Source organism: Pseudomonas sp. RC10-4-2 (genome assembly GCF_050433085.1).
Classification (GTDB): Bacteria; Pseudomonadota; Gammaproteobacteria; order Pseudomonadales; family Pseudomonadaceae; genus Pseudomonas; species Pseudomonas aeruginosa.
In genome coordinates this window covers 671,925-696,757 of the sequence record NZ_JBNPXX010000003.1, presented here as the reverse complement: position 1 = coordinate 696,757, position 24,833 = coordinate 671,925, and the positions used below count along the sequence as shown (strand labels likewise).

18 protein-coding genes are annotated in these 24,833 nt (G+C 62.1%); 10 read left to right on the top strand and 8 right to left on the bottom strand.

All coding sequences use genetic code 11. The features are described 5' to 3' along the window. Positions 1-127 precede the first annotated feature (127 nt). Entirely contained in the window at positions 128-508 is a 381-nt protein-coding gene (locus tag FHW81_RS18655; protein ID WP_003088277.1) for a DUF4354 family protein, read from the top strand. 602 nt (positions 509-1,110) lie between these two features. Here FHW81_RS18655 and FHW81_RS18650 read toward each other — a convergent pair. Next, entirely contained in the window at positions 1,111-3,921 is a 2,811-nt protein-coding gene (locus FHW81_RS18650; RefSeq protein WP_023091393.1) for a TrlF family AAA-like ATPase, read from the bottom strand. Between the two features lie 532 nt (positions 3,922-4,453). Between FHW81_RS18650 and FHW81_RS18645 the strand changes: the two genes are divergently transcribed. Together FHW81_RS18645 and FHW81_RS18640 are read left to right on the top strand one after the other, a co-directional pair. Next, entirely contained in the window at positions 4,454-5,917 is a 1,464-nt protein-coding gene (locus tag FHW81_RS18645; protein WP_023091392.1) for a hypothetical protein, read from the top strand. 533 nt (positions 5,918-6,450) lie between these two features. Further along, on the top strand, positions 6,451-7,767 hold the full coding sequence (locus FHW81_RS18640) for a hypothetical protein (RefSeq protein ID WP_023091391.1): 1,317 nt from the start codon (positions 6,451-6,453) through the stop codon (positions 7,765-7,767). Positions 7,768-8,064: 297 nt separating this feature from the next. Here the strand turns inward: FHW81_RS18640 and FHW81_RS18635 are convergent, their stop codons facing one another. The 4 genes from FHW81_RS18635 to FHW81_RS18620 form a co-directional block, all read right to left on the bottom strand. Next, entirely contained in the window at positions 8,065-9,204 is a 1,140-nt protein-coding gene (locus tag FHW81_RS18635) for a catalase family protein (protein ID WP_003144436.1), read from the bottom strand. 178 nt (positions 9,205-9,382) lie between these two features. Next, positions 9,383-11,278: a di-heme-cytochrome C peroxidase gene (locus tag FHW81_RS18630; protein WP_003111268.1), complete on the bottom strand. Its 1,896-nt coding sequence runs from the start codon at positions 11,276-11,278 to the stop codon at positions 9,383-9,385. Between the two features lie 310 nt (positions 11,279-11,588). Next, entirely contained in the window at positions 11,589-11,723 is a 135-nt protein-coding gene (locus FHW81_RS18625) for a hypothetical protein (protein ID WP_003088290.1), read from the bottom strand. Positions 11,724-11,880: 157 nt separating this feature from the next. Continuing rightward, positions 11,881-12,978: a GNAT family N-acetyltransferase/peptidase C39 family protein gene (locus FHW81_RS18620; protein ID WP_003121988.1), complete on the bottom strand. Its 1,098-nt coding sequence runs from the start codon at positions 12,976-12,978 to the stop codon at positions 11,881-11,883. A 190-nt stretch (positions 12,979-13,168) separates the two neighbouring features. Between FHW81_RS18620 and FHW81_RS18615 the strand changes: the two genes are divergently transcribed. The 7 genes from FHW81_RS18615 (at position 13,169) to rbsK (ending at position 21,871) form a co-directional block, all read left to right on the top strand. Further along, a complete protein-coding gene (locus FHW81_RS18615; protein WP_003088294.1) occupies positions 13,169-14,656 on the top strand; it encodes a RimK family protein in 1,488 nt (495 codons plus the stop codon). Between the two features lie 135 nt (positions 14,657-14,791). Then, positions 14,792-16,120 carry a sigma-54 dependent transcriptional regulator gene (locus FHW81_RS18610; RefSeq protein ID WP_003102344.1) on the top strand — a complete coding sequence of 443 codons (1,329 nt, stop codon included), beginning with the start codon at positions 14,792-14,794 and terminating at the stop codon, positions 16,118-16,120. A 218-nt stretch (positions 16,121-16,338) separates the two neighbouring features. Continuing rightward, on the top strand, positions 16,339-17,298 hold the full coding sequence (locus FHW81_RS18605) for a sugar ABC transporter substrate-binding protein (protein WP_012614246.1): 960 nt from the start codon (positions 16,339-16,341) through the stop codon (positions 17,296-17,298). 21 nt (positions 17,299-17,319) lie between these two features. Beyond that, positions 17,320-18,852, top strand: a complete 1,533-nt coding sequence (locus FHW81_RS18600; RefSeq protein WP_023091390.1) for a sugar ABC transporter ATP-binding protein — start codon at positions 17,320-17,322, stop codon at positions 18,850-18,852. A 23-nt stretch (positions 18,853-18,875) separates the two neighbouring features. Further along, positions 18,876-19,874: an ABC transporter permease gene (locus FHW81_RS18595; RefSeq protein WP_003088303.1), complete on the top strand. Its 999-nt coding sequence runs from the start codon at positions 18,876-18,878 to the stop codon at positions 19,872-19,874. Positions 19,875-19,877: 3 nt separating this feature from the next. Then, entirely contained in the window at positions 19,878-20,891 is a 1,014-nt protein-coding gene (locus FHW81_RS18590; protein WP_003119158.1) for a LacI family DNA-binding transcriptional regulator, read from the top strand. Between the two features lie 53 nt (positions 20,892-20,944). Continuing rightward, entirely contained in the window at positions 20,945-21,871 is a 927-nt protein-coding gene (gene rbsK / locus FHW81_RS18585; protein ID WP_023091389.1) for a ribokinase, read from the top strand. 139 nt (positions 21,872-22,010) lie between these two features. Here the strand turns inward: rbsK and FHW81_RS18580 are convergent, their stop codons facing one another. Genes FHW81_RS18580 through FHW81_RS18570 form a run of 3 tightly spaced genes read right to left on the bottom strand, consistent with a single transcriptional unit; the run spans position 22,011 to position 24,783 of the window. Further along, complete coding sequence (locus FHW81_RS18580; RefSeq protein ID WP_003088309.1) at positions 22,011-23,276, bottom strand: transporter; 1,266 nt, start codon at positions 23,274-23,276, stop codon at positions 22,011-22,013. A gap of 60 nt (positions 23,277-23,336) precedes the next feature. Continuing rightward, complete coding sequence (locus FHW81_RS18575) at positions 23,337-24,089, bottom strand: hypothetical protein (RefSeq protein ID WP_016561808.1); 753 nt, start codon at positions 24,087-24,089, stop codon at positions 23,337-23,339. Between the two features lie 13 nt (positions 24,090-24,102). Beyond that, positions 24,103-24,783, bottom strand: coding sequence for a C39 family peptidase (locus tag FHW81_RS18570; protein ID WP_003117395.1), 681 nt, complete (start codon positions 24,781-24,783; stop codon positions 24,103-24,105). Positions 24,784-24,833 lie beyond the last annotated feature (50 nt).

Sequence of the window (24,833 nt, the reverse complement as noted above, 5' to 3'; positions counted from 1 at the left end):
TTCCGCTGGAAACCCTCCGACTTGCAGAACACGAGGCGCCCCGCATTCCTTGGCACTGCGCTTGATCGCGGCGAAAAGACCCACGGAAAATCACCGGGTCGTTCAGTCTTTGCCAAAGGAAATCAGTATGAAGAACGCAATGGCCCTGACCCTGGCCGGCCTGCTGGCCGCTCCTTCCCTCGGCTTCGCCGCCGCGCCGGATGCAGTGATGGTCTTCGCCCACCAGGGCGACAAGGGCAGCGTATCCGTCGGCGACAAGCACTTCCGCACCCAGGCCTTCAAGGTCCGCCTGGTGAATGCGGCGAAGAGCGAGATCAGCCTGAAGAACAGCTGCCTGGTGGCGCAGTCCGCCGCCGGCCAGTCCTTCAGGCTGGATACCGTGGACGAGGAACTCACCGCCGATACCCTCAAGCCGGGCGCCTCCGTCGAAGGCGACGCGATCTTCGCCTCCGAAGACGACGCGGTGTACGGCGCATCGCTGGTCAGGCTGAGCGACCGGTGCAAGTAGGCGACTAGCCGTTGCGCAGCGAAAGCCGCAGGGCAGCCTCGGCGGCTTTCGGGTGCGAGGAAACGGCTTTCGAAGGTTTCGGCGCGAATCTGAAATCATTCAGGGCGCGTTTCCGGTGCTTCTGGTTGCCTGGGCTGGGGGCCGAATTCCAGATACCCGGGGCCTAGGGGAGGGGAGACATCGTTCCAGGCTGCGCCCGAGCGAGGCGCTCGACCCACAAGGCACGCCCGGCGCTCTCTCCCGTGTGCGGGAGAGGGTTGGGGTGAGGACCGCCAACACCAGATTCCAAAAAACGAATCCGCACTACTCAAGCCGCAGCTATTGCGATTAGCAGTGGGGGAGGTTGTGGTTCTGCGGGTGGCAATAGGTGTGCCGTTCAGATATGGGAAAGCGCTATGGCTTAGGGAGGGAAGGGCTGTATACGGCCAGTAGCGGCCACTCCCAAAAGAGGTTTAAGGCCAGAGACAGACTTTCGCTCATGCATTCAGCATGGGGTTGTATCTCATGGCGGAATTGGCGAATCGAAAAACACGGTATCGTCCGTCCGGCAGACAGAGCGGCCCTGACCACCACCTCCGCCCCCAACCTGTTTCGAGGACTACTTAGAAGTGGTACTTCTCGAATCGCCTCTTAAACGCTTCCTCCGATCCTTCCATGATGTCGAGGATAGCCGCGGCAGTTTGCTTGAGGTCCGTGCCACCTTGCGCCAAGACGCGCCCCTTCCCACCTTCGGACATCAGCGCGTAGACAAATTCGCTGTCCGCGTTGACTGGTAGGTTGGCGTTATGGGTTGCCAGAATAAGCTGGCGCTGAGTTTTGGACTGCCTCAGTAGCGGAACCAGATCCTTGTAGATGAAGCTGGTGTCGACCTCGTCTTCCGGTTGGTCGATGACTATCGGGCCGTCCCCTCGGACCAGCAATAGATTGAGAATCGCGGTGTTGCGCTGCCCCTCGGATAGCTGGTTGCCCTCAACGCTGCCAATGAGTGTGTGATCTTGCCGGTAGAGCTCAATGTCGATGAGGTCTGGTACTCGTGATACACGCAGCGTGCGCCATTTCTCCTGAACAGTTGTCAGGTAAGGGGGCAGATCTGTTTTGAATTGCTGCAGGATGCTCGGCAACCTGGAGGTGTCCTCCATCACCCAATCTATGTACTCCCAGGGACTGGGCTTCCGAGGAGAAGGAGAGGCTAGAAAGCTGCTGAACAAATACTCGCCGATCCCGTCCCAATCTCTCCCAACCCGCGATCGGCGGTCGGGCTCCAAAGTCCCCCAGAGCAACATGAACGCCAATCTGTTGGCCATGGGGGTGATGGTGACGCGAATGGTTTTTTTAGTTTTCTCCGTAATTTCCAATGCGGTCTGCTGGCGCAGCCTGCACTGCTCCGCCCAGATATCGAAAAGCCGATTCAGCGATTGTTCCAATTCCTGGGAGGTCTTCTCCAGCGCCTTCCACTGCAGCTCTTTGTCTTCCAGGCTGCGTTGCTTGGCTTGCCTGGTCCGATCCAGATCTTGAAGGCGGCTGACATCGCTAGGCTGAACACCTTTTGCCGCGCATGCCGTAATGAAGTTGGAGTGCGCAGCGTCCAGATCCACTGATATCTCACGCCACTGCCGATTCTCGGAGAACAGAGTGGCAAAATCGTTCCGCATCTCGGTGAGCAGCGCATCCAGCTTCTGCTGATAGATCGCTCGGCGTGTAGCTACCTTGGCTGTCTGCTCGGTGAACCAGTCAGCATGTGGCCAAGCCTCAGTAACTGCAGCTGGAGAGCCTTCCGCAGGAGCGAGACTTTCCAGAGCGTTCTCGACTGCACTGACATCCTTTTCGAAGCCATCGCTTAGATTCTGGAAGTAGCGCTTAGCGTGGGTAGCGCGCTGGTAGGCTGCCGCCTCACCCTGAACGTCCTTGCGCGCTTGCCACTGTCGATCGACCTCGACGATCTCTTGCTTCAAGCCGTCGAGTTCGTGCTCGATAGCGCGCATCTGGTCCTGTGCGGCGAACAGTCGCTTGATGTCAGCAGCAACTGTACGCTCCTCGCCTTGAAGCTTTTCGAGCTCAGCTGCGCAAATCTCGTCGATCAGTTCCAGCAACTGAGATTGCCCGCCTGGAGCGGTGAGCTCACTCAACTGTTGCTGGCTGTAGAACTGAATAGGCAGATGGCGCAGGTACGCCGAGAGATCGTGTGCAGTCCCTAATATCAGCGACAGGTCATCGCCAGGCGAGTAGCGCAGCACGTCGACCTGGCCCGGAATGCCTTCCCACTCAACCAGAATCTCGGTGTCAGGAGTGAAGGTCTGCCTTGCTCGTTGGGCCTTGAGCTTCGCCTTCTCTGAAATAGCGTCCGCCTCGTCTCGGGCAAACATGATGCGCAAAAGCTCAAGGATGGTCGATTTCCCGGTACCGCGGGCGCCAATTAGCGTATTGAGATTGCGTGAAAAATTGACTTTCTGGTCTTCCAGGTACCTCAGCCCTTTCACCGTTATCGAGACGATCCGCGGAAAAGTCTCACTCTCGCTGGGACTCGCCTTCTGCAAGCTGATCCTCGAATCGGAATCGAGGAAGGCCTGCTTGAGCGCAGCGATGGACGGACGCGAGCATTTGACCCAGGTGTGGCGGTAGCCCAAAGAGTTGGGCTTAGGGTTTCCTTGCTCATCCACTTTCAGCGACTTTGCGTCTGAGGACTGCACGTAGGCCGGCTGCTTTCCAGGGCGAGACCAGTCTCTATTTTTGCCAGTCAAGATGTCCGATATTTTCTGCCCCAACGGGTACTGAGTAACCTCCAGTGCCAAGAGATCAGGCAACTGGTAATCGGGGCGGTTGTTGGGACGCTGAAGCAGGCCGTCCTCTTGATCGGCGTGGGCGGCAATCACGATGCCGTCATTGTCGTCCTGCACGATTTTCAACAGCTTCGCCAAGCTGATTGGAGAGTCTTCTCGTCTTAGCGGCGTCGGCAAGCCTCTTTCAAACCGTTGCGATTCAGGCAGGCCCAGCTGAATGAGCACTTTGTTTACACGCTCGAGATCGCTGGACTTCTTGACGGGCTCGAACAGGCAAAGCACGTGATAACCGATATCAACTTCAAAGCCTGGCAGGATGTGGATCATTTCGCGCCCCAGCGCTGCGGCGACTGACTTGTTCTGCTCGATCAGATGAGTCAGGAACCAATCTCTCGGGTCAGTCTGGCCAGAAAAGTTGTGGTCAGTGATGCCGATGATCTGCAGCTCGAGCTCATGGCACCTTCTGAGGAAAGCCTGCGCCGTGCTGCTTATTTCGCTCTCGTCGGGGATACCTCCATCCTTTGGTCTGCGAGGATTGCCTAGTCGGAGCTCGGTGTCGCTCCAGTGCTTGCTGTCTTCCGGTGTCTGAACCTGAAAGTCAGCTTTGAACCATCGCATTCCTTGGTACTGGCCCATCGCGGATCTCTAGAAATTACTGGGGGCGGGAAAATACAGCCTAAAAGGCCATCACGACCATCTGCAATAGGCAGATGGTCGTGATGGCCGAGGATAGTCAAGCTTCTTCGCTAGCTACTCTCTCCCAAGGAGCGCTATAGGACGGCAGCTATCTCTCGTCAGAGGCAGCAGTCGGCCAAAAGCGGCCATAGTCTCACTACCATTGCGGTAAGGCTGGGCGGCAGATATAAAAACGGGTGGTACAGCCGGGCTACCGGCCGCTGGTGTGGCACTAGTTCGGGGGCAGTCGTTATCAGGATGGTGGATACGCCGCCCGGCGAACACTGGCCCTATCGCGACGACCCCTTTGGGCGGCATATTGGCAAACGCTGCGACCAGATAGCCGAAGTATGTCACCATCATGAAGGCGCGCTGCTTCACTGCTGCCACTGGGTGCATAACAACTGGGAGCGGCCGTGTTGATGTTGCTTGCAAAAGCATGAAAAACGGTTGTGCTTATATAGCAATTCGCATAACAACGGGGAGGTGCTTTTTGGGTGGTTATACCAACTTTATGATGGGTGTAATATGTCATGTCGTTAAAAAGGTACCGCGTTTATTTTCTGTTCGAATGAGACTTGCTAGTGAGGGCTACTTTAGGAATCTGGATGAAATTAGGAATAATACTTTTGTTCAGAGTTCAGAGTGTATTTCTCACTACAGTTTGCTGTTCCCTCAGTACGACTGGACCTTTACGGGGGTTCAGCATTTGCAACCTTTGTCTATGTCCGATGCCGTTAAGGCGATACGCTGGGGGGAAAGGAATAACACCTGGGAGAAAGATCGTATAGAGATCAATCCGATTGCCTCTCGTGAGGTGAGTTTGGATAGACTTTTTTTTCAGGACACCATTGATGGTCAGAAGATACCGGGAAGTCGGCGTATTAATGCTAATAGTCAATGGGTCACACACTGTTTCCTGTCTGTAGTTGAGCTTAAAGGCGGCTATTACTTTTTATCTACACACTGGTATTTAACCGATGCAGCAGCAACGCTACTGCAGCGCGTGTCAGTTGAGGATATCTCCCTCAGTTCCATAAATTATGAGACCTGCAATCCTTTTAGGCACAACTTTTCCGCCGCTACCCTCCCTGGGCGTTTAAATAAAAGCGAGGATAGAATTGTTAGCAACATCGACAAGCTTCACCAGGAAATAACACGGCTGGAAAAAATAGTTCGCGCGCGCCTGGGCATTAAAAAAGAGCATGAAGGAGTCTATACCCTGGATGCATACAATAATAATGATTGCACTTACTTTGATCTTGATCTTCCGAATTTTTTCAGAGGAAACGCTGCTGCTGGCAGGCATGTGATAGACACCTGCGCCTCCAGTGCTAGCCTTATTCTGGGGGAAAAAGGTGATAAGGAGTTTTTGATCACATCGAATACGCTGAAGCGTGCAAAAATTCCGTATCTCGCTATTTACTCTGTGCCTGCTGTCGATGAACAAGGAAACAGAAAGCATATCCCTCGTGATAGGGTCTTCGCATCAGTTGAGAATTCCATTCATATTTTTCAATTATTATTCCTGCTGAGACGAAAATTTGACGAAACTGTCAAGGCCTATAGTAAGGTCATTGTGTCAGGCCTCAATAGCCCAGGCAAGAACTACAGTCGCCTGTATGATGCAAGCATTGAATTGATGGAGGCTGTTCGCATAGCAGAGATACTTGAAAGCGATGATAGCCTCTATATGTACAAGGTTAGAGATAAGTCTGCTGCCCGTATGCGGGAGTTGGTTGTTCGTCACTTAAAAGACTTTAGAGGTCTAAATGAAGATGTTGCGGTAATGAAACAGATTTGTAGTGAGAAGGTTTCTGCTGAGAATCTCGTGTATCAACGGAGAATGACGTATCTCGTTGTGTTCCTCGCTGCCCTTCAGGTAGTGATCGCTGCTGCGTCGATGAGTGAGTTGAAGGAGGGATTTGGGGCGTTTTGGCGCGTACTCACTATGTAATTTCGACTTGTAACTGGGTTTTCTAATGATCCTGCCAGTAAATACTGGGACTGATGGATGACAGGTATGTCAAGGCCAAGCAGTTGATCAACCCGTTGCGGTGACACTCGATGTTGACGATTTCGACTATTCACTGGGTTATTCTCTGGATGAGAGTCGGGCGTAGGTCTGATCGTCGTTAAATGGTGGTGCGCGCATTGAAAATTCGGCCTTTCGGCAGAGCTGGTCGGGGTTGTAGCCATACCGTTGTCATGCCCCTAGTAGTGTGGATAGTTCTGGCCTCGTAGCGAAACTATAGGCGCGAGCCTTCCTAACCGACTAGGCCTTTCGCCAGAGGCCGCTTTTGGCCGAAATCGGATGCTCGTAAATGGCAAAAAACTGCCGATGACAGTTATTCGTGATAGGGAATAATCGGCCAAACCCAGGCCGTCAGAATCTATTCTGGAAGAGTCAAGACTAAAGCAGTAAATAGAGTTCCGAGTTTTATTTTAGATAATCATATTTTGGCAGCATTAACGTGGATGAGGATTTGAATGAATATAAATTCATCCGAGGCACGACTAGGTGAGCTTACTCGTAAGACGTTTTTATCGATGTGGGCGTATCAGAATCCATACTATACCAAAGGCAAAGAGCTTTGTGATGTGCTAGTGGTTTTTGGAAATGACGTGATAATAATGTCAGATAAGCTCATTAATTTTGATGAGTCGGCTAGAAGGGACGTAGCTTGGAAGAGATGGTACAGAAAAGCTGTAGCGGGTAGCATCCGCCAACTTCGGGGGGCTCTGGGCCAGATAAGGAAGTCACCTGATTCGATATATAGTGACGCAAACGCATCAGCCCCGTTCCCGCTGAGACTACCTAGGGTCGATGAAGCTCGCTTCCATCTTGTTGCCATTGCGAATGGTACTGAAAAAATTTGTGCGAGCACCTTTGGGTGCCCTGGTCTTCGCATTGACACACGCTGTTCAGATGATCAACTCCAGCTGACGGTAGGTGTCAATTACCCCGAATTTGTGCATGTTATTAGCAAGTCTGCGCTCAATGCAATTTTTGACTGCTTTGATACTGCGCGAGACTTAATTGATTACCTTGAGAGAAAGCAAGAAGCATTTCTCGGTGATACAGGCTTTCTGATAGAGGGGGAGGAGAACTTAGTAGCGGCCTATATGCTGAGTCAAAAAGGAAATCGCCAATTTCGGATTCCTCATGAATCTTTTCCAATTGAGAGCGATGTACATGTTGTCAGGTCGGGTATTTGGACGGCATACGTAAAAAGCGATGAACTGCGGGCTCGTGCCAAGATTCGTAATTTTTCATACATTATCGATCAACTAATAGAACATATAGCGCATGAATATCGAAAGGGTGCTCTTTTGATTGGTCAAGATCAGGCTATCTCGTACCATGAGGAACACTTTCGACTGATGGCATCAGAGTCACGAGTTGGTCGTCAGCTTATCGCTGCGGCACTGCACGATGTAATTAATGAAGACCCTAGGACTTTCTGGTGCAATATTTCTTCATCACTTGACGTCGCGGGTCTCATCTATGTGTGGCTCATTTACCCTGAGGTGCCAAGCTCTATTTCGGATGAGGAGCTTGAACATAATCTTCTAAGGCATCTAGGTGAGTATATGCTTGTGGCTCAGGCAAAATTTAGAAGTGCAACAAGAATATTTGGTATATGTTTGCCAAATATGGCGTCTACACGTACTTCTCGAATTTTTCGAGTGGCCGACGGTGAGGTGTGGACTCCTAAGATGCAGCAGATCGCTAAGGAGCTAGAAAAAAGATATGGCATTCTTGCTGGTCTGCAAGAATTCACATATGGAAGTAGGCGGGTTTAGTGAGTTCCGAGGTAATTGCTGTAGTTTTGGTTAAATATCCGCTGGCTGAATATTTTGTATTTTTATGTTGTATTGCTACACATGGGTTATGTGTGAATGATTCTCGATATATATCATTGAATCTGTCTTAATTGAGTTCGTTCTACGACGGCCAGCAGCACTTGAATGCAGACGCTTTTGTCCAATCGCCATAGAGTCCGTCTTTGCCTAGCCTCCCCCCAGTCGTGGGTGTCCGCTTCTGGCCGATTCCGGCCATTCCCGATCAACGTAACACCAAGCATTCCTCCCCCTAAACCCTCACCCATTCCTCCCCAACCTATACCCACTGACCGCCTCGTAAACCGCCTTCCGCAACCGGTTGATCCCGCCGATCGGCCGATGCTCCGGCAGCGCGTGCCAGGGGTTGAACGAGAGGTTGTCACAGAACAGGTTCTGTTCCCGGCTATCAAAATCCTGAGCTGGCACAATGATGTCGGCTATGGTAGCGAAGGGCGCGTCCGACTCCTTCCATTCGACGCTGGTATCTTCGATGGGCATGTACTTGGCCGGGTCCTGGCGCTGCACCTGGAAGGCGTAGCAGGCGGGGGTGCGGTCGATGGAGAGTTGCTGGTACAGGGCGGCGCGGAGGAAGTTGGGCAGGTCCTGGTTCTGCTTCGGTAGCTGGTAGGCCGGGCACTTCTCCGGGGCGGGGACGACGCGGAACTTGATGTTGTGTTCGCCCAGCTTGTACGGCGAGATGCCGTTGTAGCCGGCGTGCAGCGGGCTGTCCGGGGCGGGGGCGAGGGTGCGCAGGGCGATCAGCAGGTGGCGCAGTTCCCAGCTGGCGGGGTTCCAGTTGGGGAAGAAGGCCAGGGCTTTCTTGCCGTCGGCCTGGGCGGCGAAGTTTTGCCGGTATTCGGCGATGTCGCGGATGAAGAACACCGGCTGGTTGAACATGACGAAGTCCTGCTCGCCGTCATGGCCGCGGCCGGGCAGGAGTTTTTCGCCGGGCACGTCGAGCAGCTTGATGGCCATGCCGCGCGCGTCGTTCTTGCTGTCGAACTGCGGGTAGGCGTTGCCGTTGGAGAAGCGCACCCAGGCGTTCCAGCTTTTGCCCGGTTCGGCGAACACGCCGCGACGCAGGGTCGGGTCGAGGTCGGCGCGTACCTTGAACTCGGCCTTCACGCAGCCGTGGGCCTTGGCGTGGGCATCGCGCAGGACGCGGGTGTTGTCGCGGTGCTGTTCGACCACGCGGATGGCGTCCTGGATGATCGCCTGGGTGATGCGGGCTTCGTCCGGGGCGATCTGCTCTTCCGCGGACACCGGGCCGGAGAATTTCCAGGCGTAGTAGAGGCTGCCGATGGCCCAGCCGCCGAGGCCGACGGCCAGCAGGAGGAGGAGCAGGCGGCCGAGCCATTTGCCGAGGAACAGCCAGGCGTGGGTGAGGAGTGCGCGCATGGAGTGGGTGTCCTTGGTGGTGTGCGTTGGCTGTGGGCTTTTATTCTTCTTGGGCGGGGAGTGCGCCACGATTGCTTCTCCCCGTCCTCTGGCTAGGCGTCCCCCCTGAAGGGAGAGGGGCTGCTCGGGGTGGAGAGGGGCGGCGGCGCCATGCCTCGCGCTTCTCCATTTCCCAGGTTCAGCGTTGCGCGGTCCGTTGCTCCGGCGCCGGGCATTTCGGGCCGGGCGTCCAGGGTGGGGTCTGGGCCGGGACCAGGCGGCGCTCGAATTCGGGGTTGCCGAGCACCTTCAGGTATTCCACCAGCGCCCAGCGTTCTTCCGGGCTGAGGGCGCGGCCGATCACGCCGTTCTGCCGGCAGCCGTCGCGGAATTCGTGGCCGCTGTTGCGGTTGCCGGTGAGACGGGTGTCGAGGAGGAAGCCGCCGGGGAATTTCTCGGTGCGGAATCCAACGAATTTCGGATCGAATTCGAAGGTGCCGACGTAGAACTGCGGCGAGCGTTCGGCTGCCGGGGAGAGCAGTTGGAACAGGTTGGGCACCGAGCCGTTGTGCAGGAACGGCGGGGTCGCCCAGACGCCGTCCAGCGGGCGGGCCTTGTAGGCGCGCAGTTCCTGTACGCCGATCGGCAGGTCGAAGCCGTTCATGGTCTTCTGCTGTTCCGGCGGGATGCCTGCGTCCCGGTAGGCGCGCTGCTCGACGAAGGCGGTGATGTAGGCCAGGCCCTTGGCCGAGGACAGTTGCGAGAGGTCGAGTTGCTGCGGATCGGCGCCGATCAGCTGGACGTTCATCCGCGCCAGTTCGTCGACGCTCCAGCCGAGCTTGCGCAGGTCGTAGCGGTGGTCGGCGATGTTGTCGGCGGTGGTCGGATCGGTGCCGATCACCTCGGTCGGCACCATGTGCATGCGCCACTCGGGATTGCGTCCGGGGGCGGCGTATTCCGCCGGTTGCACCTTGGGTGCATGGCAGAAGGCGCAGTTGGCTTCGAACAGGGCGCGGCCCTGGGAGGCGCGTTGCAGGTCGATGCGGCCGAAGAGGTCTTCCGGCCAGGTCGGCGGTTTCAGTTGTTGCAGGGTTTCTTCCAGGGCGTGCAGGTCGTGCAGGCGTACGCTGGAGGCGTAGCGCTGCTCGCCCCGCAGCGGCTGGCCGTGCTCGTCGAAGATCTGCAGGCGCGCGCCGACGCCGAGGGCCTCGCCGATGTTGCGCGCCATCGGCTGCATGGCCGAGCCGTTCCATTGCACCCAGTCGAATTTCCAGATGTCCCAGACCTGCGGATAGCTCACCGGGGCGTTGGCGACGCGGTAGTTGCTCGGGTCGATGGCATCGCCGAAGACGCTGTTGGCGATGCGCCCGAAGGCGTCGGTGCGGCCGGGGCCTTCCTCGGTGGGGTAGAGGTGGCGGCGGGTGTCGTTCCAGGCGGTGCGCAGGAGGGTGTCGAGCACGGCCTTGAAGTCGGCGCGCAGTTGCGACTTGTCCTGTTCGTAGCGTTCGCCGAGGACTTTCCTGGCGAAGCGGTTGAACTTGAACGGGTTGTAGTAGGTGGCGGCCATGCTCGCGCCGAGCGCCTGGCCGAAGGCGCCGCCGCGCAGGGTCGGCACGGTGGCGGCGATGGAATGCATGGCGGCACCGCCGTCGATGCGCAGCGACTTGCCCTGGTAGCGCAGTTCGCCGGTGTGGCAGGCGGCGCAGGTGATGTCCAGGTAGCGGGTGCCGGTCTTCTCGTCGCGGTGCTGGCTGAAGCCCACCGGCAGGTTGCCGGGGTTGAGGTCGCTGGCCTTCTGCTGCGGATCGACGAGGAAGCCGAAGCGGGCGAGGTATTCGGGGGCGGCGAAGGGTTCTTCGGAGAAGGGCAGTTCGAGGGCGGTGAACCAGTCGTAGTGCAGGCCCTTCACCAGGGTGCCCTGGGGCGTGTAGTAGAAGCGCTGGCGGGCCTCGTCCTTCCATTGCGGCAGGTAGCGTACCTCGCTCGGCGCCTGGTAGTGGGGCAGGTTGGGATTGGCGACGTAGTAGACCACCACCCCGACGACCGCCAGCACGATCACGCCGACAACCAGCAGAGCCTTTTTCACGGTGCGCATCAGGAACGTCCTTGTAGGCCTTTTTTTGGCACCGTTATGCCAAGGCGTTGGCATATTGGCAAGCTGCTATCAGCTTTTTTGACAAGGTTTTCTTGACAGCGAACGGGTGAAACGTTTGCGCAGGCCTCGCCTGGCGATGTTGGCGACGAAAGCTCGGTATTTCACCGGAGAAAGGCGGACGCCGGAGCGTCGTGGAACGGCAGGGCGAGGCGCCGGTGGCCTGCCGGTCAGAGACCGGAGAAGGCCAGCCAGGCGATGATTGCGGCGTAGAGCATCCAGGTGGGATCGGTACGGCGGTCGAGCAGGGCTTTCATTTCTTCGCCTCCGCGCTCCAGAAGCCCTGGGCGTTGCGGAAGGGCTGGCGGGCCAGTTGTTCCAGGCGGGTGATGCCGTCGGCGCGCATGGCATTGATCAGGGCCGAGAAGGATTTGGCGGAGTAGCTCATGGTGTCGTCTCCAGTTCCGTTCTGGTTATTCGGGGATCTGGCGACTATGTAAACATCGGCGTTGGCGAATGAAAAATGGATAGTCTCACTAGCCACTATCGATGGAATTGATTGATAGGCGAGAACATCTCCCCGCCGCAGGGCGGGGCGATGCGGATCATTCCGGGTTGAACAGGATCACCGCCGCGCGCAGCTTGCTGCGGCCGAAGCGGCTCATCTTGTCGAACTCGGCGTGGCTTACCGGGATGTGCTGGCAGTCCAGCGGCTGGCGGTGCTGGCTGTGGTCGACGTCGGGATCGTGGAGGTAGACGAAGTCCTCGTCGTAGTGGGTGACCAGCACCCAGTGCGGGGCCTTGGAGCGGGTCAGGCGGTAGCTGCTGATCAGCACCAGCGGCTGGCCGCCCCGAGCCAGCTGGCGCGGGATGTCGAGCCTGGCCGAGCGCTTCTGCTCGACGCCCGAGGCGTCCAGTTCCTCGCAGAAGTCCTCGTGGACCAGGCGCATCACCGCCTTCTTGTCTTCGTTGCGTACGCCGTCGAGGAACAGCGGGCCGCTGGCGGACAGCACCAGCTTGACCCGGAAGCCGCGCCGCCAGGCGGCCAGCGCCAGGCCCTGGGGGCTACAGCCGCCGTGCCCGGCGGTCATGTAGATGGTGGTCGCCTCGCGCCACAGGCGCAGTTCCTCGCGGCGGGTCAACTGGCGTTCCGGTTGCAGCGCGCCCATGGCCATCAGCAGGCAGGCCGGGCCGCAGGTGAAATCGGTGGTCTGCCGGTAGAAGGGCACGTGGCGGCGCTGGTCGTGGCCGGGGTTGCGGATGCGTTTCTCGAAGCGCAGCGCTTCGCTGTGGTCCTCGTAGTAGTCGCGCACGGTGGCGAAGGGACGGTAGCCGTTGCGCTCGTAGAGGGCGATGGCGCCACGGTTGTCCGGGCGCACTTCCAGGCGCATGTAGGCGCGGTCGTTGTCCCGCGCGGCCTGCTCGGCGGCTTCCAGCAGCTTCTGGCCGAGGCCGATGCCGCGGGCGCGCGGGTCGATGGCGATGGAGTAGAGGCGGGCCAGCGAGGTGCCTTCGTGGAACAGCACCAGGGCGTAGCCGAGCACGCCGCCGTCGCCCTCGGCTACCGTCAGGCTGGCGTGGGCGCGGGTGAGCATCCACTGGAAGTTGCGGCGGGACAGGCGATCGTAGTCGAAGCAGCGGTTTTCCAGCTCGACCAGGGCGGACAGGTCGTCCACACCGGCCGGGCGGAGGGTCAGGTTCATAGCGGTCTCCACGGCCGCGGGCGGGAACTTCCGCGCGGGCGTGCTGTAATGGGTGCTGTACGCTTCGGTTTGCTGGCAGGCGCCATAGAGCGGTTTCGCAAGGGATTCCCGCCGAGTATTGGCCGGGATGCGTGCGCCGGCAAGCCGGTTCCGAATGCGCCGTGGTTTCGCTGTCACCCCGGGAGGTGTCGTGAGCAAGCTGTTCATCATCGTGGAACGCAAGGAAGACTGGACGTCCTATTACCCCAGCGAGGATGTGGTCACCGCCCAGGAATACCTGGAACTGCCCATCGACGACGACACTGGCAAGCGGGTCCAGGTGATCAACCTGTGCCGGCACTACAAGTACCTGCGCCATGGCTACTACTGCTCGCTGCTCGCAGAGGCGCGCGGGCACAAGGTGATCCCCTCGGTGCGGACGATCAGCGAGCTGGCCAGGAAGTCGCTGTACAGCCTGGTCCTGGAAGATCTGGATCGCACCCTGGACAAGGCCCTGGCCGCGCACCCCTACGGCAGCACCGATGGTTTCACCCTGACCCTGTATTTCGGCCGTACCGATATCGAGCCGCTGCAGGACCTGGCGCGACAACTGTTCGAGGCGTTTCCCTGCCCGTTGCTGCTGGTGGAGTTCAAGCGCAACCGCACCTGGCACATCGAGGGCATCAAGCCCGGCGCCATCCACAAGCTGCGCGAGGACCAGGAAGACCTCTTCGCCAACGCCCTGGACAGCTTCAGTCGGCAGATCTGGCGCAAGCCGCGTTCGCGCAAGCCGTTCCGCTACGACCTGGCGATCCTCCACGACCCCGGCGAGGCGTTCCCGCCCTCCGACGCCAAGGCGCTGAAGAACTTCGTGCGGGTCGGCCGCAGCCTCGGCATCGACGTCGACCTGATCGAGCGCAAGGACTATTCGCGGATCGCCGAGTACGACGCGCTGTTCATCCGCGAGACCACCAATGTCGCCGATCACACCTACCGTTTCGCCAAGAAGGCCGAGAGCGAAGGGTTGGTGGTGATGGACGACCCGGTGTCGATCCTGCGCTGCACCAACAAGGTGTACCTGGCCGACCTGCTGCGCAGCCACAAGCTGGGCATGCCGGCCACGGAGATTCTCTACAAGGAGAACCCGCAGGAACTGGAGAAGGTCGGCGAGCGCCTGGGCTTCCCGCTGGTGCTGAAGATTCCCGACGGCAGCTTCTCGCGCGGGGTGATCAAGGTGGAGGACCAGGAGCAGTTGCTGGCGGCCAGCGCCGAGCTGTTCGAGCGCTCGGTGCTGATCCTTGCCCAGGAGTTCTTCTATACCGAGTACGACTGGCGTATCGGCGTGCTCAACCGCAAGCCGATCTTCGCCTGCCAGTACTTCATGTCCAAGGGCCACTGGCAGATCTACGACCACAGCCCGGACGCCGAGGAGGTCAGCGGCGATTTTCGCACCATGCCCGTGCACGAGGCGCCGCGCAAGGTGGTGGAGCTGGCGGTGAAGACCGCCAATCTGATCGGCGACGGCCTCTACGGGGTGGACCTGAAGCAGGCCGGCGACAAGGTGGTGGTGATCGAGGTGAACGACAACCCGAACATCGACTGCGGGGTGGAAGATGTCTATCTCGGCGACGACCTCTACAAGCTGGTCCTGGAGGAGTTCGTCCGGCGCCTGGAAGTCAAGCGTCGCGGCTACGACTGATAAGACGATTTCGGCATTGGCGATATAAACAAAGATTCACTTTCGCGCGTCAAAAAATTGCTAGATTTTCCTTTCAGAGCGCCAACATGCCGTTTTTATGACGGTTCAAAGAATTGGCGCCGCAAAGGAGCACACATGCCAGATGCATCGAACCTCCGCCGTCTGCTGGTGGTGGACCCGTGCGACGATTGCCGGCGCCTGTTGCCGGGACTTCGCGAGGCGGGTTGGGCAGTGGACAGCTGCGCGCTGGAAACGGCGCGCGAACGCGCCTGCGACGTCGGCCTGCTGCGCCTGCGGCCGTTCCACCTGGAGCGGCCGGAGACGGTGAAGGACCTGATCAGCCGCAGCGGCACCGAGTGGATCGCCGTGCTCAGCCCGGACACCCTGCCGGTGAATGGCGTCGGCGATTTCGTCTGCGAATGGTTCTTCGACTTCCATACCTTGCCGTTCGACATGGCGCGGGTGCAGGTGACCCTCGGCCGCGCCTTTGGCATGGCCCGCCTGCGCGGGCGCGGCACGGTGCCCGGCGATGCCGAGGGCGAGCACGAACTGCTCGGCGAGAGCCTGGCCGTACGCGACCTGCGCCGGCTGCTGGCGAAGCTGGCGCCGACCGACTCGCCGGTACTGATCCGGGGCGAGAGCGGCACCGGCAAGGAACTGGTCGCGCGTACCCTGCACCGGCAGTCGCGGCGCGCGGACAGGCCGTTCGTCGCGATCAACTGCGGGGCGATTCCCGAGCACCTGATCCAGTCCGAGCTGTTCGGCCACGAGAAGGGCGCCTTCACCGGCGCGCACCAGCGCAAGGTCGGGCGGATCGAGGCGGCCGACGGCGGCACCCTGTTCCTCGACGAGATCGGCGACCTGCCGCTGGAGTTGCAGGCCAACCTGTTGCGCTTTCTCCAGGAACAGCAGATCGAGCGGGTCGGCGGTAGCCGGCCGGTCGAGGTGGACGTGCGGGTGCTGGCGGCGACCCATGTCGACCTGGAGGCGGCGATCGATGCCGGGACGTTCCGCGAGGACCTCTACTACCGGCTCAACGTCCTGCAGGTCGGCACCGCGCCGTTGCGCGAACGGAGCGAGGACCTGCCGCTGCTGGCCCAGCATTTCTCCCGGCTCTACAGCCTGGAGACCGGCCGCCGCCCGCGCCGCTTCAGCGAGGACGCGCTGGCGGCGATGGCGATGCACGCCTGGCCGGGCAATGTCCGCGAACTGGCCAACCGGGTACGTCGCGGGTTGGTCCTGGCAGAGGGAAAGCAGATCGAGGCCCAGGACCTCGGCCTGGAATGCGCGCGCGGCGACGGCCCGCCGTTGTCCAGCCTGGAGGTCTACAAGCTCTGCGCCGAGCGCCAGGCGATGTGTGATGCGCTGGCCCGTTACGGCGACAACCTCAGCGTGGCCGCGCGGATGCTCGGGGTGTCGCGGCCGACCTTCTACCGCCTGTTGCACAAGCACCGGTTGCGCTGAGTGGGCGGAGGGATATCTGCCGGCCAGGCAAAATATCCTGCGTTTCCCAGCCGTAGCGAACTAGAATCCAACCGATCCCGACCGGTTCGCGACAGTTGCTCGTGGCGATTGACAGAATCTGTCAGATCGACGCATATTCACCTAACGCAAACGTTTGCGTCTGGATAATCTCCTGGAAAAGCCTCAATACAACGATAAGAAAAGCTGGAGGATACACCATGAAGCGGGTCGCTTCCCGGCGCCTGTTGGCTGCCGTTGTGCTGACTGCCTGTTCCTCGTTCCTGCCCCTGTCCGCCGTCCACGCGGAAACTCCCGAGAAGCCCAGGATCGCGCTGGTGATGAAGTCGCTGGCGAACGAGTTCTTCCTGACCATGGAGGACGGCGCCAAGGCCTACCAGAAGGAGCATGCCGACCGGTTCGAACTGGTTTCCAACGGCATCAAGGACGAGACCGATACCTCCAGCCAGATCCGCATCGTCGAGCAGATGATCGTGTCCGGGGTCGACGCACTGGTGATCGCGCCGGCCGATTCCAAGGCGCTGGTGCCGGTGGTGAAGAAAGCGCTGGACGCCGGCATCGTGGTGGTCAACATCGACAACCGCTTCGACCCGCAGGTGCTGCAGGCGAAGAAGATCGGCGTGCCCTTCGTCGGTCCCGACAACCGCAAGGGCGCGCGGCTGGTCGGCGAGTACCTGGCGAAGCGACTGAAGGCCGGCGACGAGGTCGGCATCATCGAAGGGGTCTCCACGACCACCAATGCCCAGCAGCGCACTGCCGGTTTCAAGGATGCGATGGACGCGGCGGGGATGAAGATCGTCTCCTTGCAGTCGGGCAACTGGGAAATCGAGAAGGGCAACGCGGTGGCTTCGGCGATGCTCAACGAGCATCCGGACCTCAAGGCGCTGCTCGCCGGCAACGACAGCATGGCCCTCGGCGCGGTATCGGCGGTGCGCGCGGCGGGCCGCGCCGGGCAGGTGAAGGTGGTCGGCTACGACAATATCCAGGCGATCAAGCCGATGCTCAAGGATGGCCGGGTGCTGGCCACTGCCGACCAGTTCGCCGCGAAGCAGGCGGTGTTCGGTATCCAGACCGCGCTCAAGCTGCTCGCCGGGCAAACCCCGGAACATGAGAAGGACGGCGTGGTCGAGACGCCTGTCGAGTTGGTGACCGCGCCCTGAGCCGTCCGATGGAGCCTTCCCATGTCTAGCGACGCATTGCCGCTGCTGAGCATCCGCGGGGTCGGCAAGACCTACGCGCAGCCGGTGCTGGCGGAGATCGACCTGCAATTGTTCGGCGGCGAGGTGCTGGCCCTGACCGGCGAGAACGGTGCCGGCAAGAGCACCTTGTCGAAGATCGTCGGCGGCCTGGAACGTCCCGGCGCCGGCAGCCTGGAGCTCCTCGGCCGGCCTTACGCCCCCGCTAGCCGCCGCGAGGCCGAGGCGCTGGGCGTGCGCATGGTGATGCAGGAACTGAACCTGCTGCCGACCCTGTCGGTGGCGGAGAACCTGTTCCTCCACGACCTGCCCCGGCGCGCCGGCTGGATCGACCGTCGGCGCCTGCGCGCGGCGGCCCGCGAGGCGATGGCCCAGGTCGGCCTGGAGGCGATCGATCCCGACACGCTGGTCGGCGACCTCGGCATCGGCCACCAGCAGATGGTCGAGATCGCCCGCAACCTGATCGGCGACTGCCGTTTGCTGATCCTCGACGAACCCACGGCGATGCTTACCGCGCGCGAAGTGGACATGCTCTTCGAGCAGGTCGAGCGGCTGCGCGAACGCGGCGTGGCGATCGTCTACATCTCCCATCGACTGGAGGAACTGGCGCGGATTTCGCAGCGCATCGCGGTGTTGCGCGATGGCCACCTGGTCTGCGTCGAGCCGATCGAGCGCTACGACGCCGACCAACTGGTGACCCTGATGGTCGGCCGCGAGCTGGGCGAGCGCTTCGACCTGGGTACACGGCAGATCGGCGCGCCGTTGCTGCGGGTGGAGCGGTTGAGCCGGCGCGGCAAGGTGCATGAGGTGTCGTTCGAGGTGCGCGCGGGGGAGATCTTCGGCATTTCCGGACTGATCGGCTCCGGGCGCACCGAATTGTTGCGCCTGATCTACGGCGCCGACCGTGCCGACGGTGGGCAGGTCCTGCTTGGCGATCCGCCGCAGCGCCTGAGCCTGCGTTCGCCGGCCGACTCGGTGCGCCAGGGGGTGGCGCTGATCACCGAGGACCGCAAGGGCGAGGGCCTGCTGCTGGACCAGTCGATCAGCGCCAACCTGGCCCTGGGCAACCTGCCGGCGCTGGCGCGCCACGGGGTGATCGACCGGCGCCGCGAGGAAGCCCTGGCGCGGCGCCAGGTGGAGGCGCTGCGGGTGCGCTGCGCGGACACCGCACAGGCGGTGGGCGAACTGTCCGGCGGCAACCAGCAGAAGGTGGTGATCGGCCGCTGGCTGGAGCGCGACTGCCAGGTGCTGCTGTTCGACGAGCCGACCCGTGGCATCGATGTCGGCGCGAAGTTCGATATCTATGCCTTGCTCGCCGAGTTGACCCGCCGGGGCAAGGCGCTGGTGGTGGTGTCCAGCGACCTGCGCGAGCTGATGCTGATCTGCGATCGCATCGGCGTGCTCTCGGCGGGACGTATGGTGGACACCTTCGAGCGCGACGCCTGGACCCAGGACGCGCTGCTGGCGGCGGCCTTCGCCGGTTACAAGAAACGCGACGCGCTGCTGGCGACGTCGTGAACACGCAACGCAAGGAACCAGAAATGAGCGACCCGACGTCTTCCGCTACCGCCGCCGCAGCGCCAACCCTGCGACGCGGCAACTATTTCGGCCTGGGCACCTACCTCGGCCTGGCCGGCGCGCTGCTGGCGATGATCGCGCTGTTCTCGGCGCTGAGCAGCCACTTCCTCAGCTATGGCACCTTCCTCGCCATCGCCAACCAGATCCCCGACCTGGTGGTGCTGGCGGTGGGCATGACCTTCATTCTGATCGTCGGCGGCATCGATCTCTCGGTAGGTTCGGTGCTGGCCCTGGCGGCCTCGGCGGTAAGCCTGGCGACGCTCGGCTGGGGCTGGGGCGTGCTGCCGGCGGCGATGCTCGGGATGGCCTGCGCGACCCTGGCCGGCTGCGTCACCGGTTCGATCACGGTGGCCTGGCGGATTCCCTCGTTCATCGTGTCCCTCGGGGTGCTGGAGATGGCCCGTGGGCTGGCCTACCAGATGACCGACTCGCGCACGGCCTATATCGGCGACGCCTATGCCTGGCTGTCCAATCCGCTGGCGTTCGGCATTTCGCCGGCCTTCGTGATCGCCCTGCTGGTGATGTTCGCCGCCCAGGCGGTGCTCACCCGCACGGTGTTCGGCCGCTACCTGATCGGCATCGGCACCAACGAAGAAGCGGTGCGATTGGCCGGTGTGAACCCGAAACCCTATAAGATTGCAGTATTCGCCCTGATGGGGCTGCTCGCCGGGTTGGCCGCGCTGTTCCAGATCTCGCGTCTGGAAGCGGCCGATCCCAACGCCGGGGTCGGCCTGGAACTCCAGGTCATCGCCGCGGTGGTGATCGGCGGCACCAGCCTGATGGGCGGGCGAGGTTCGGTGGTCAGCACCTTCTTCGGCGTGCTGATCATTTCCGTATTGGCGGCGGGGCTGGCGCAGATCGGTGCGTCGGAGCCGACCAAACGAATCATTACCGGGGCGGTGATCGTGGTAGCGGTGGTGCTGGATACCTATCGCAGCCATCGCGCCCGCAGACAGGGCTGAACGATGGCGACAATGAAGGACGTGGCGGCGATGGCGGGGGTTTCCTTCACCACCGTATCGCATGTGGTGAACAGGACGCGGCCGGTCAGCGACGCGGTGCGCAAGAAGGTCGAGGACGCCATCGCGCAGCTGCACTACGTGCCCAGCGCGGTGGCGCGCTCGCTGAAGGTGCGCACCACCTCGATCATCGGCCTGCTGGTGCCGAACAGTACCAACCCGTATTTCGCCGAGCTGTCGCGCGGCATCGAGGATTGCTGCGAGCGCAACGGCTACTGCGTGATCCTCTGCAACTCCGACGACAACCCGCAGAAGCAGGCCAACTACCTGCGCGTGCTCCAGGAGAAACGCATCGACGGCCTGGTCCTGGCGTCCGCCGGCGGCGACGGCGCGCTGGCCAAGGGACTGGCGAACATGCGCACGCCGACCGTGATCGTCGACCGCGAGGTGGAAGGCGTGGAAGCCGACCGGGTGCAGATCGACCATGAGATGGGCGCCTACCTGGCGACCCGCCACCTGCTCGAACTGGGCCATCGCGACATCGCCTGCATCGGCGGGCCGCTGTCGACCAAGGTCTCGACGCTGCGGGTCGAGGGCTACCGGCGGGCGATGGCCAAGGCCGGCCTGGAGGTGCGCCCGCAGTGGCTGCTGGAAAGCGAGTTCAGCAGCCCCGGCGGCTACCACGCGGCGCTCGGCCTGCTGGGCGGCGAGGGCGAGCGACCGACGGCGATCGTCGCCGGCAACGACATGATCGGCATCGGCGTGCTGCGCGCCGCGGCCGAGCTGAATATCAGGGTGCCGCACGAACTGTCGGTGATCGGCTTCGACGATATCGAGCTGAGCCGCTTCGTGTTTCCCGCCTTGACCACCGTGGGCCAGTCGATCCGTCTGCTTGGCGAGATCGCTGCGCAATTGCTGCTGCAACGCATCGCCGAGCGCGAGGAGCCGATGCAGCGGCGGGTGGTGGCGCCGGCGCTGGTCCTGCGCGAATCCACCGCGCCGCCGCTGGTGCGGGTCTGAACCGGGCGCCGGGGGCGCCCTCGCTAGAGAGAGGCTGGAACAAGGACGCAACGATGCAAGCGAAAGTACTGGTGGTGGGCAGCCTGAACATGGACCTGGTAGTGCGCGCGCCGCGCCTGCCACGGGGCGGCGAGACCCTCGCCGGGCAGTCCTTCACCACCATTCCCGGCGGCAAGGGCGCCAACCAGGCGGTCGCCGCGGCGCGTCTCGGCGCTGGGGTGGCGATGATCGGCTGCCTTGGCGACGATGCCTACGGCGACCAGCTGTACCGCGCGCTGCAGGCCGAGGGCATCGACTGCCAGGGCGTCGAGCGGGTGGCCGGGGAGTCCAGCGGGGTGGCGCTGATCGTGGTCGACGACAGCAGCCAGAACGCCATCGTCATCGTCGCCGGCGGCAACGGCCACCTGTCGCCGGCCGTGCTGGCGCGCCACGAACACTTGCTGGAGCAGGCGCAGGTGGTGGTCTGCCAGCTGGAAAGCCCGCTGGAGACGGTTGGCCATGTGCTGCGCCGGGCCCATGCGCTGGGCAAGACGGTGATCCTCAACCCGGCGCCGGCCACCCGCGACGTGCCGGCGGACTGGCTGCCGCTGGTGGACTACCTGGTCCCCAACGAGACCGAAAGCGAACTGCTCTGCCGCCTGCCGGTGGACTCCCTGGAGAGCGCCGGGCGTGCCGCCGAGCGCCTGCGCGAAATGGGCGCCGGCAGGGTGATCATCACCCTCGGCGCCCAGGGCGCCCTGCTGGTGGGCGAGGGGCGGGTCGAGCATTTCCCGGTGGCGCGGGTCAAGGCGCTGGATACCACGGCGGCCGGCGACACCTTCGTCGGTGGCTTCGCCGCGGCCCTTGCGCGCGGCCTCGACGAGGCGGCGGCGATCCGTTTCGGCCAGGCCGCCGCGGCGATCTCGGTGACCCGCCTCGGCGCGCAGACCTCGATCCCCTCGCGCGAGGAAGTCGAGCGGGCGCTCGCTGGCGAGGCTTGAGAGGGACGGTGCCGTTGCTACCGGCGGATAACGCCTGCGGCGTTATCCGCCCTGCGCATGCGCAGCTAGGCGAGGATCGCTCCCAGGCTCACGCATCCCTTCGAGGGGTAGGGCATGCCCAGGCTCGAACGGTGGCCCCTCAGAAGTAGTAGGGGAATTTCACGCCGAAGGTAAAGTCCGGCGCGTCCGGAGTGATGCCGATGGACAGGCTGGGCACGATGCTGAACCTGTTGCTCACCGCATAGGTCATGCCCAGGCCGAAGTAGCCGGCGTTGGCGTCGCTGCCGCTGACGGTCTGCCAGCTCTGGCCGTCCTGCTTGACCTTGCTCTTCTGGCTGATCAGCTCTGAGAAGGAGAACGACATGCTCATCTTCTCGTTCAGCGCGAAGGCCACGCCGACGCCGAGTTGGAACCAGTTGCCGAGCTTGACCTTGCCGCCGGTCTTCACGCCTTGCTGCGGGTTGATGTCGTCGAACGACTCTTCGAAGTTGTAGGTATACGACAGGCTGCCGAACAGCACCGCCGGGTCCACCGTCTTCACCAGCGAGATGCCCGGGGTGATCGACCAGACGCCGTTGCCGGTGGGCAGGTCGTCGGGCACGTTGAGGTTGTTGTTGCCCGGTACCTGCTTCAGCTTGATGCCGTAGGGATCCTTGCCGGTGGGCGCCTTGACCCGCAGGCTGACCACCGCGTCCGGGGTGCTCTCGCTTTCGTCGAGGAACTTGTAGGCGACGCCGAAGCTGACGTCGCCCAGGCGTGGGTCGCCGGTCACCGATTTCTCGGTGATCTGCGAGGTCGAGCCGCCGGCGCCGGCGGACTGGTAGGTCGATTCGCGATAGACCACCGGGGCGTTGATATCCACCTGCCAGCGCTGGTTCCAGTTGTAGCGGCCGGTCAGGTCGAGGGTCCAGATGTCGGCATCGATCTGGTCCACGCCGATGTTGCCGAGGAAGATCGAGTCCAGCGCCAGGAAGCCGTTGAGGAACAACTGGCGGGTGTCGTAGTGGCTGTAGGTGAGGCCGGTCTCCAGGCTGAAGGTGCCGCCGCCGAAGAAGCCGCTGGCGTCCTGGTAGATGTTTTCCACGCTGGGCGCGGGCGCGCCATCGTCCTTGAGGCTGGCGCCGTAGGTGCCGGCGACCGCGTTGGCGTCGTTGCGCGCCTGCGCCGGCGGCTGGATCGACTTGACCAGGCGTTGCGGCTGCGGCGCCTGGGGTTGCGCCTCGACCTGGCGCACGCGCTGTTCGAGGACCATCAGGGCGTTCTGCTGGGCCTCGTAGCGTTGGCGCAGCTCCAGGAGTTCCTTCTTCAGCGCCTCGACCTCGGATTCCGTCGCGGCCTGCGCCAGGAACGGGGAAACCAGGGTGGTGGCGCAGAGGACAGCTCGCAGCGAGAGTGTCTGGGTCATGTTTGCCGTTCCGTTTTTATGGCCTTCCGATAGCACAGTGATTTCAGACTAGATCAACTTTCAGTAGCCGCTGGGGCGCAGCGCGCGCAATTGCTCCCAGGCGCAATTCAGTGCCGGATCGGCGCCCGGCCGGTCCTTGAGCATCACCTCGAGCGCCGCTAGGTTCTGCACCAGGTTGCGGTTTCCGCTGAGCGCCACGCTCTGCACCAGGCCGCCGGCGCCGAGGCTTTGCAGGCTGGCGCCCTGGCCGCTGGCCTGGATCGCCAGTTGCAGGGCGCCGCCGTTCGGCGTGACCTTGACCGTGCCGGTCTCGCCGCTGAGGGCGAGCGCACCTTCCAGCGGCGTGCCGCCCGGCAGTGGCGGCGGCGCCTCGCCGTGGCGGACCTCGATGCTGACGCCATTGCTGGCGCTGTTGTGGTCGCCGGCGGTGCGGATGCTCTGGCTGACCCCCTGGGTCTGCGCCAGTCCGGCGCCGCCGAGGACCTGGCCGTTGCCGGCGACGGGTGGCGGGGCGTCGCCTGGCCGATCGACCAGGGTGACGTTGAGGACCGGGCGCGCCAGGTTCTGCCGCACCTGCAGGTCGACGCGTGCGCCGAGGACCTGGCCGCTGGCGTTCTGCCAGGTGCTGCTCATGGTCACCCCGAAGCTGACGATCCGCCCCGGCAGCACGTAGCGCCCGCGCAACTGGGAAAGCTCCTGGTCGCTCAGTTCGGCGGGGGCGAAGAGGTCGCTGGCGGGGGCGGGCAGCGCAGCGCCCAGGCAGCAGGCGAGGACGAAGCAGTGGTGCGTGTACATGGCGTGCTCCCGGAGCATCCGGCTCCTGCGATCAGAAGAAATCGCTCTGGATGAAGCCGAACTCCATCAGTTCGGCGTCCCTGACCGGTTTGAAGCGGTCCAGGCGATTGCGCGCGGTCAGCGGTTCGGGCGGCGTCAGCAGCGGATTGCCGCGGTCGTATCCCTGGCCGATCACGGCGAAGACGATGCCGTTCCAGCCCTTGGCGAACTCTGTCAGCGCGTAGCGTTTGTGCCCCAGCGCCGGGTCACCCACGTACACGTACTCGCCCTGGGTGCGTTGCAGGACGACGAAGTGCTTGTAGCCGCGGATTTCCATCAGCACGATGGCGGGGATCTTCAGTTGTTCCAGTTGCGCCGCCTCGATCCGGTAGCCGCGCGCGCGCATGCCCATGGATTCGACGTAGCGCTTCATGTCGAGCATGGAGAAGCCCTGGGTGCGGACGATCTCCGGGTCGGCGTGGGCGAGCATGCCCTGGATCACCGCCTGCTCGTCGAGCGGGGCGCCGTAGGCCTTCTCCAGGATGGTCGCGAGGGCCGCGGCGCCGCAGCTGAAATCGGTCTTCTGCTCGACCAGGTCGGCGAAGCGCCGCTCGCGGATGCTCTGCACCTGCTTGTAGACCAGGCCGCCGCCGGGCAGGGCGGGAAAGCCGAGGGTCGCCGCCTGGGCGGTGAGGTCGACGAGCAGCAGCAGGGAAAGGATGAGCGTGCGCATGGCCGGTTCCTGTGTCGGATGGAAAAGGGTTCCGGCTGGCGCCGGAACCC

What these genes read in the sequence shown, in the direction of transcription:
- FHW81_RS18655 (WP_003088277.1), top strand. Translation starts at nt 128, where the DNA reads ATGAAGAACGCAATGGCCCTGACCCTGGCCGGCCTGCTGGCCGCTCCT.
- FHW81_RS18650 (WP_023091393.1), bottom strand. Translation starts at nt 3,921, where the DNA reads ATGGGCCAGTACCAAGGAATGCGATGGTTCAAAGCTGACTTTCAGGTT.
- FHW81_RS18640 (WP_023091391.1), top strand. Translation starts at nt 6,451, where the DNA reads ATGAATATAAATTCATCCGAGGCACGACTAGGTGAGCTTACTCGTAAG.
- FHW81_RS18635 (WP_003144436.1), bottom strand. Translation starts at nt 9,204, where the DNA reads ATGCGCGCACTCCTCACCCACGCCTGGCTGTTCCTCGGCAAATGGCTC.
- FHW81_RS18630 (WP_003111268.1), bottom strand. Translation starts at nt 11,278, where the DNA reads ATGCGCACCGTGAAAAAGGCTCTGCTGGTTGTCGGCGTGATCGTGCTG.
- FHW81_RS18625 (WP_003088290.1), bottom strand. Translation starts at nt 11,723, where the DNA reads ATGAGCTACTCCGCCAAATCCTTCTCGGCCCTGATCAATGCCATGCGC.
- FHW81_RS18620 (WP_003121988.1), bottom strand. Translation starts at nt 12,978, where the DNA reads ATGAACCTGACCCTCCGCCCGGCCGGTGTGGACGACCTGTCCGCCCTG.
- FHW81_RS18610 (WP_003102344.1), top strand. Translation starts at nt 14,792, where the DNA reads ATGCCAGATGCATCGAACCTCCGCCGTCTGCTGGTGGTGGACCCGTGC.
- FHW81_RS18605 (WP_012614246.1), top strand. Translation starts at nt 16,339, where the DNA reads ATGAAGCGGGTCGCTTCCCGGCGCCTGTTGGCTGCCGTTGTGCTGACT.
- FHW81_RS18600 (WP_023091390.1), top strand. Translation starts at nt 17,320, where the DNA reads ATGTCTAGCGACGCATTGCCGCTGCTGAGCATCCGCGGGGTCGGCAAG.
- FHW81_RS18595 (WP_003088303.1), top strand. Translation starts at nt 18,876, where the DNA reads ATGAGCGACCCGACGTCTTCCGCTACCGCCGCCGCAGCGCCAACCCTG.
- FHW81_RS18590 (WP_003119158.1), top strand. Translation starts at nt 19,878, where the DNA reads ATGGCGACAATGAAGGACGTGGCGGCGATGGCGGGGGTTTCCTTCACC.
- rbsK (WP_023091389.1), top strand. Translation starts at nt 20,945, where the DNA reads ATGCAAGCGAAAGTACTGGTGGTGGGCAGCCTGAACATGGACCTGGTA.
- FHW81_RS18580 (WP_003088309.1), bottom strand. Translation starts at nt 23,276, where the DNA reads ATGACCCAGACACTCTCGCTGCGAGCTGTCCTCTGCGCCACCACCCTG.
- FHW81_RS18575 (WP_016561808.1), bottom strand. Translation starts at nt 24,089, where the DNA reads ATGCTCCGGGAGCACGCCATGTACACGCACCACTGCTTCGTCCTCGCC.
- FHW81_RS18570 (WP_003117395.1), bottom strand. Translation starts at nt 24,783, where the DNA reads ATGCGCACGCTCATCCTTTCCCTGCTGCTGCTCGTCGACCTCACCGCC.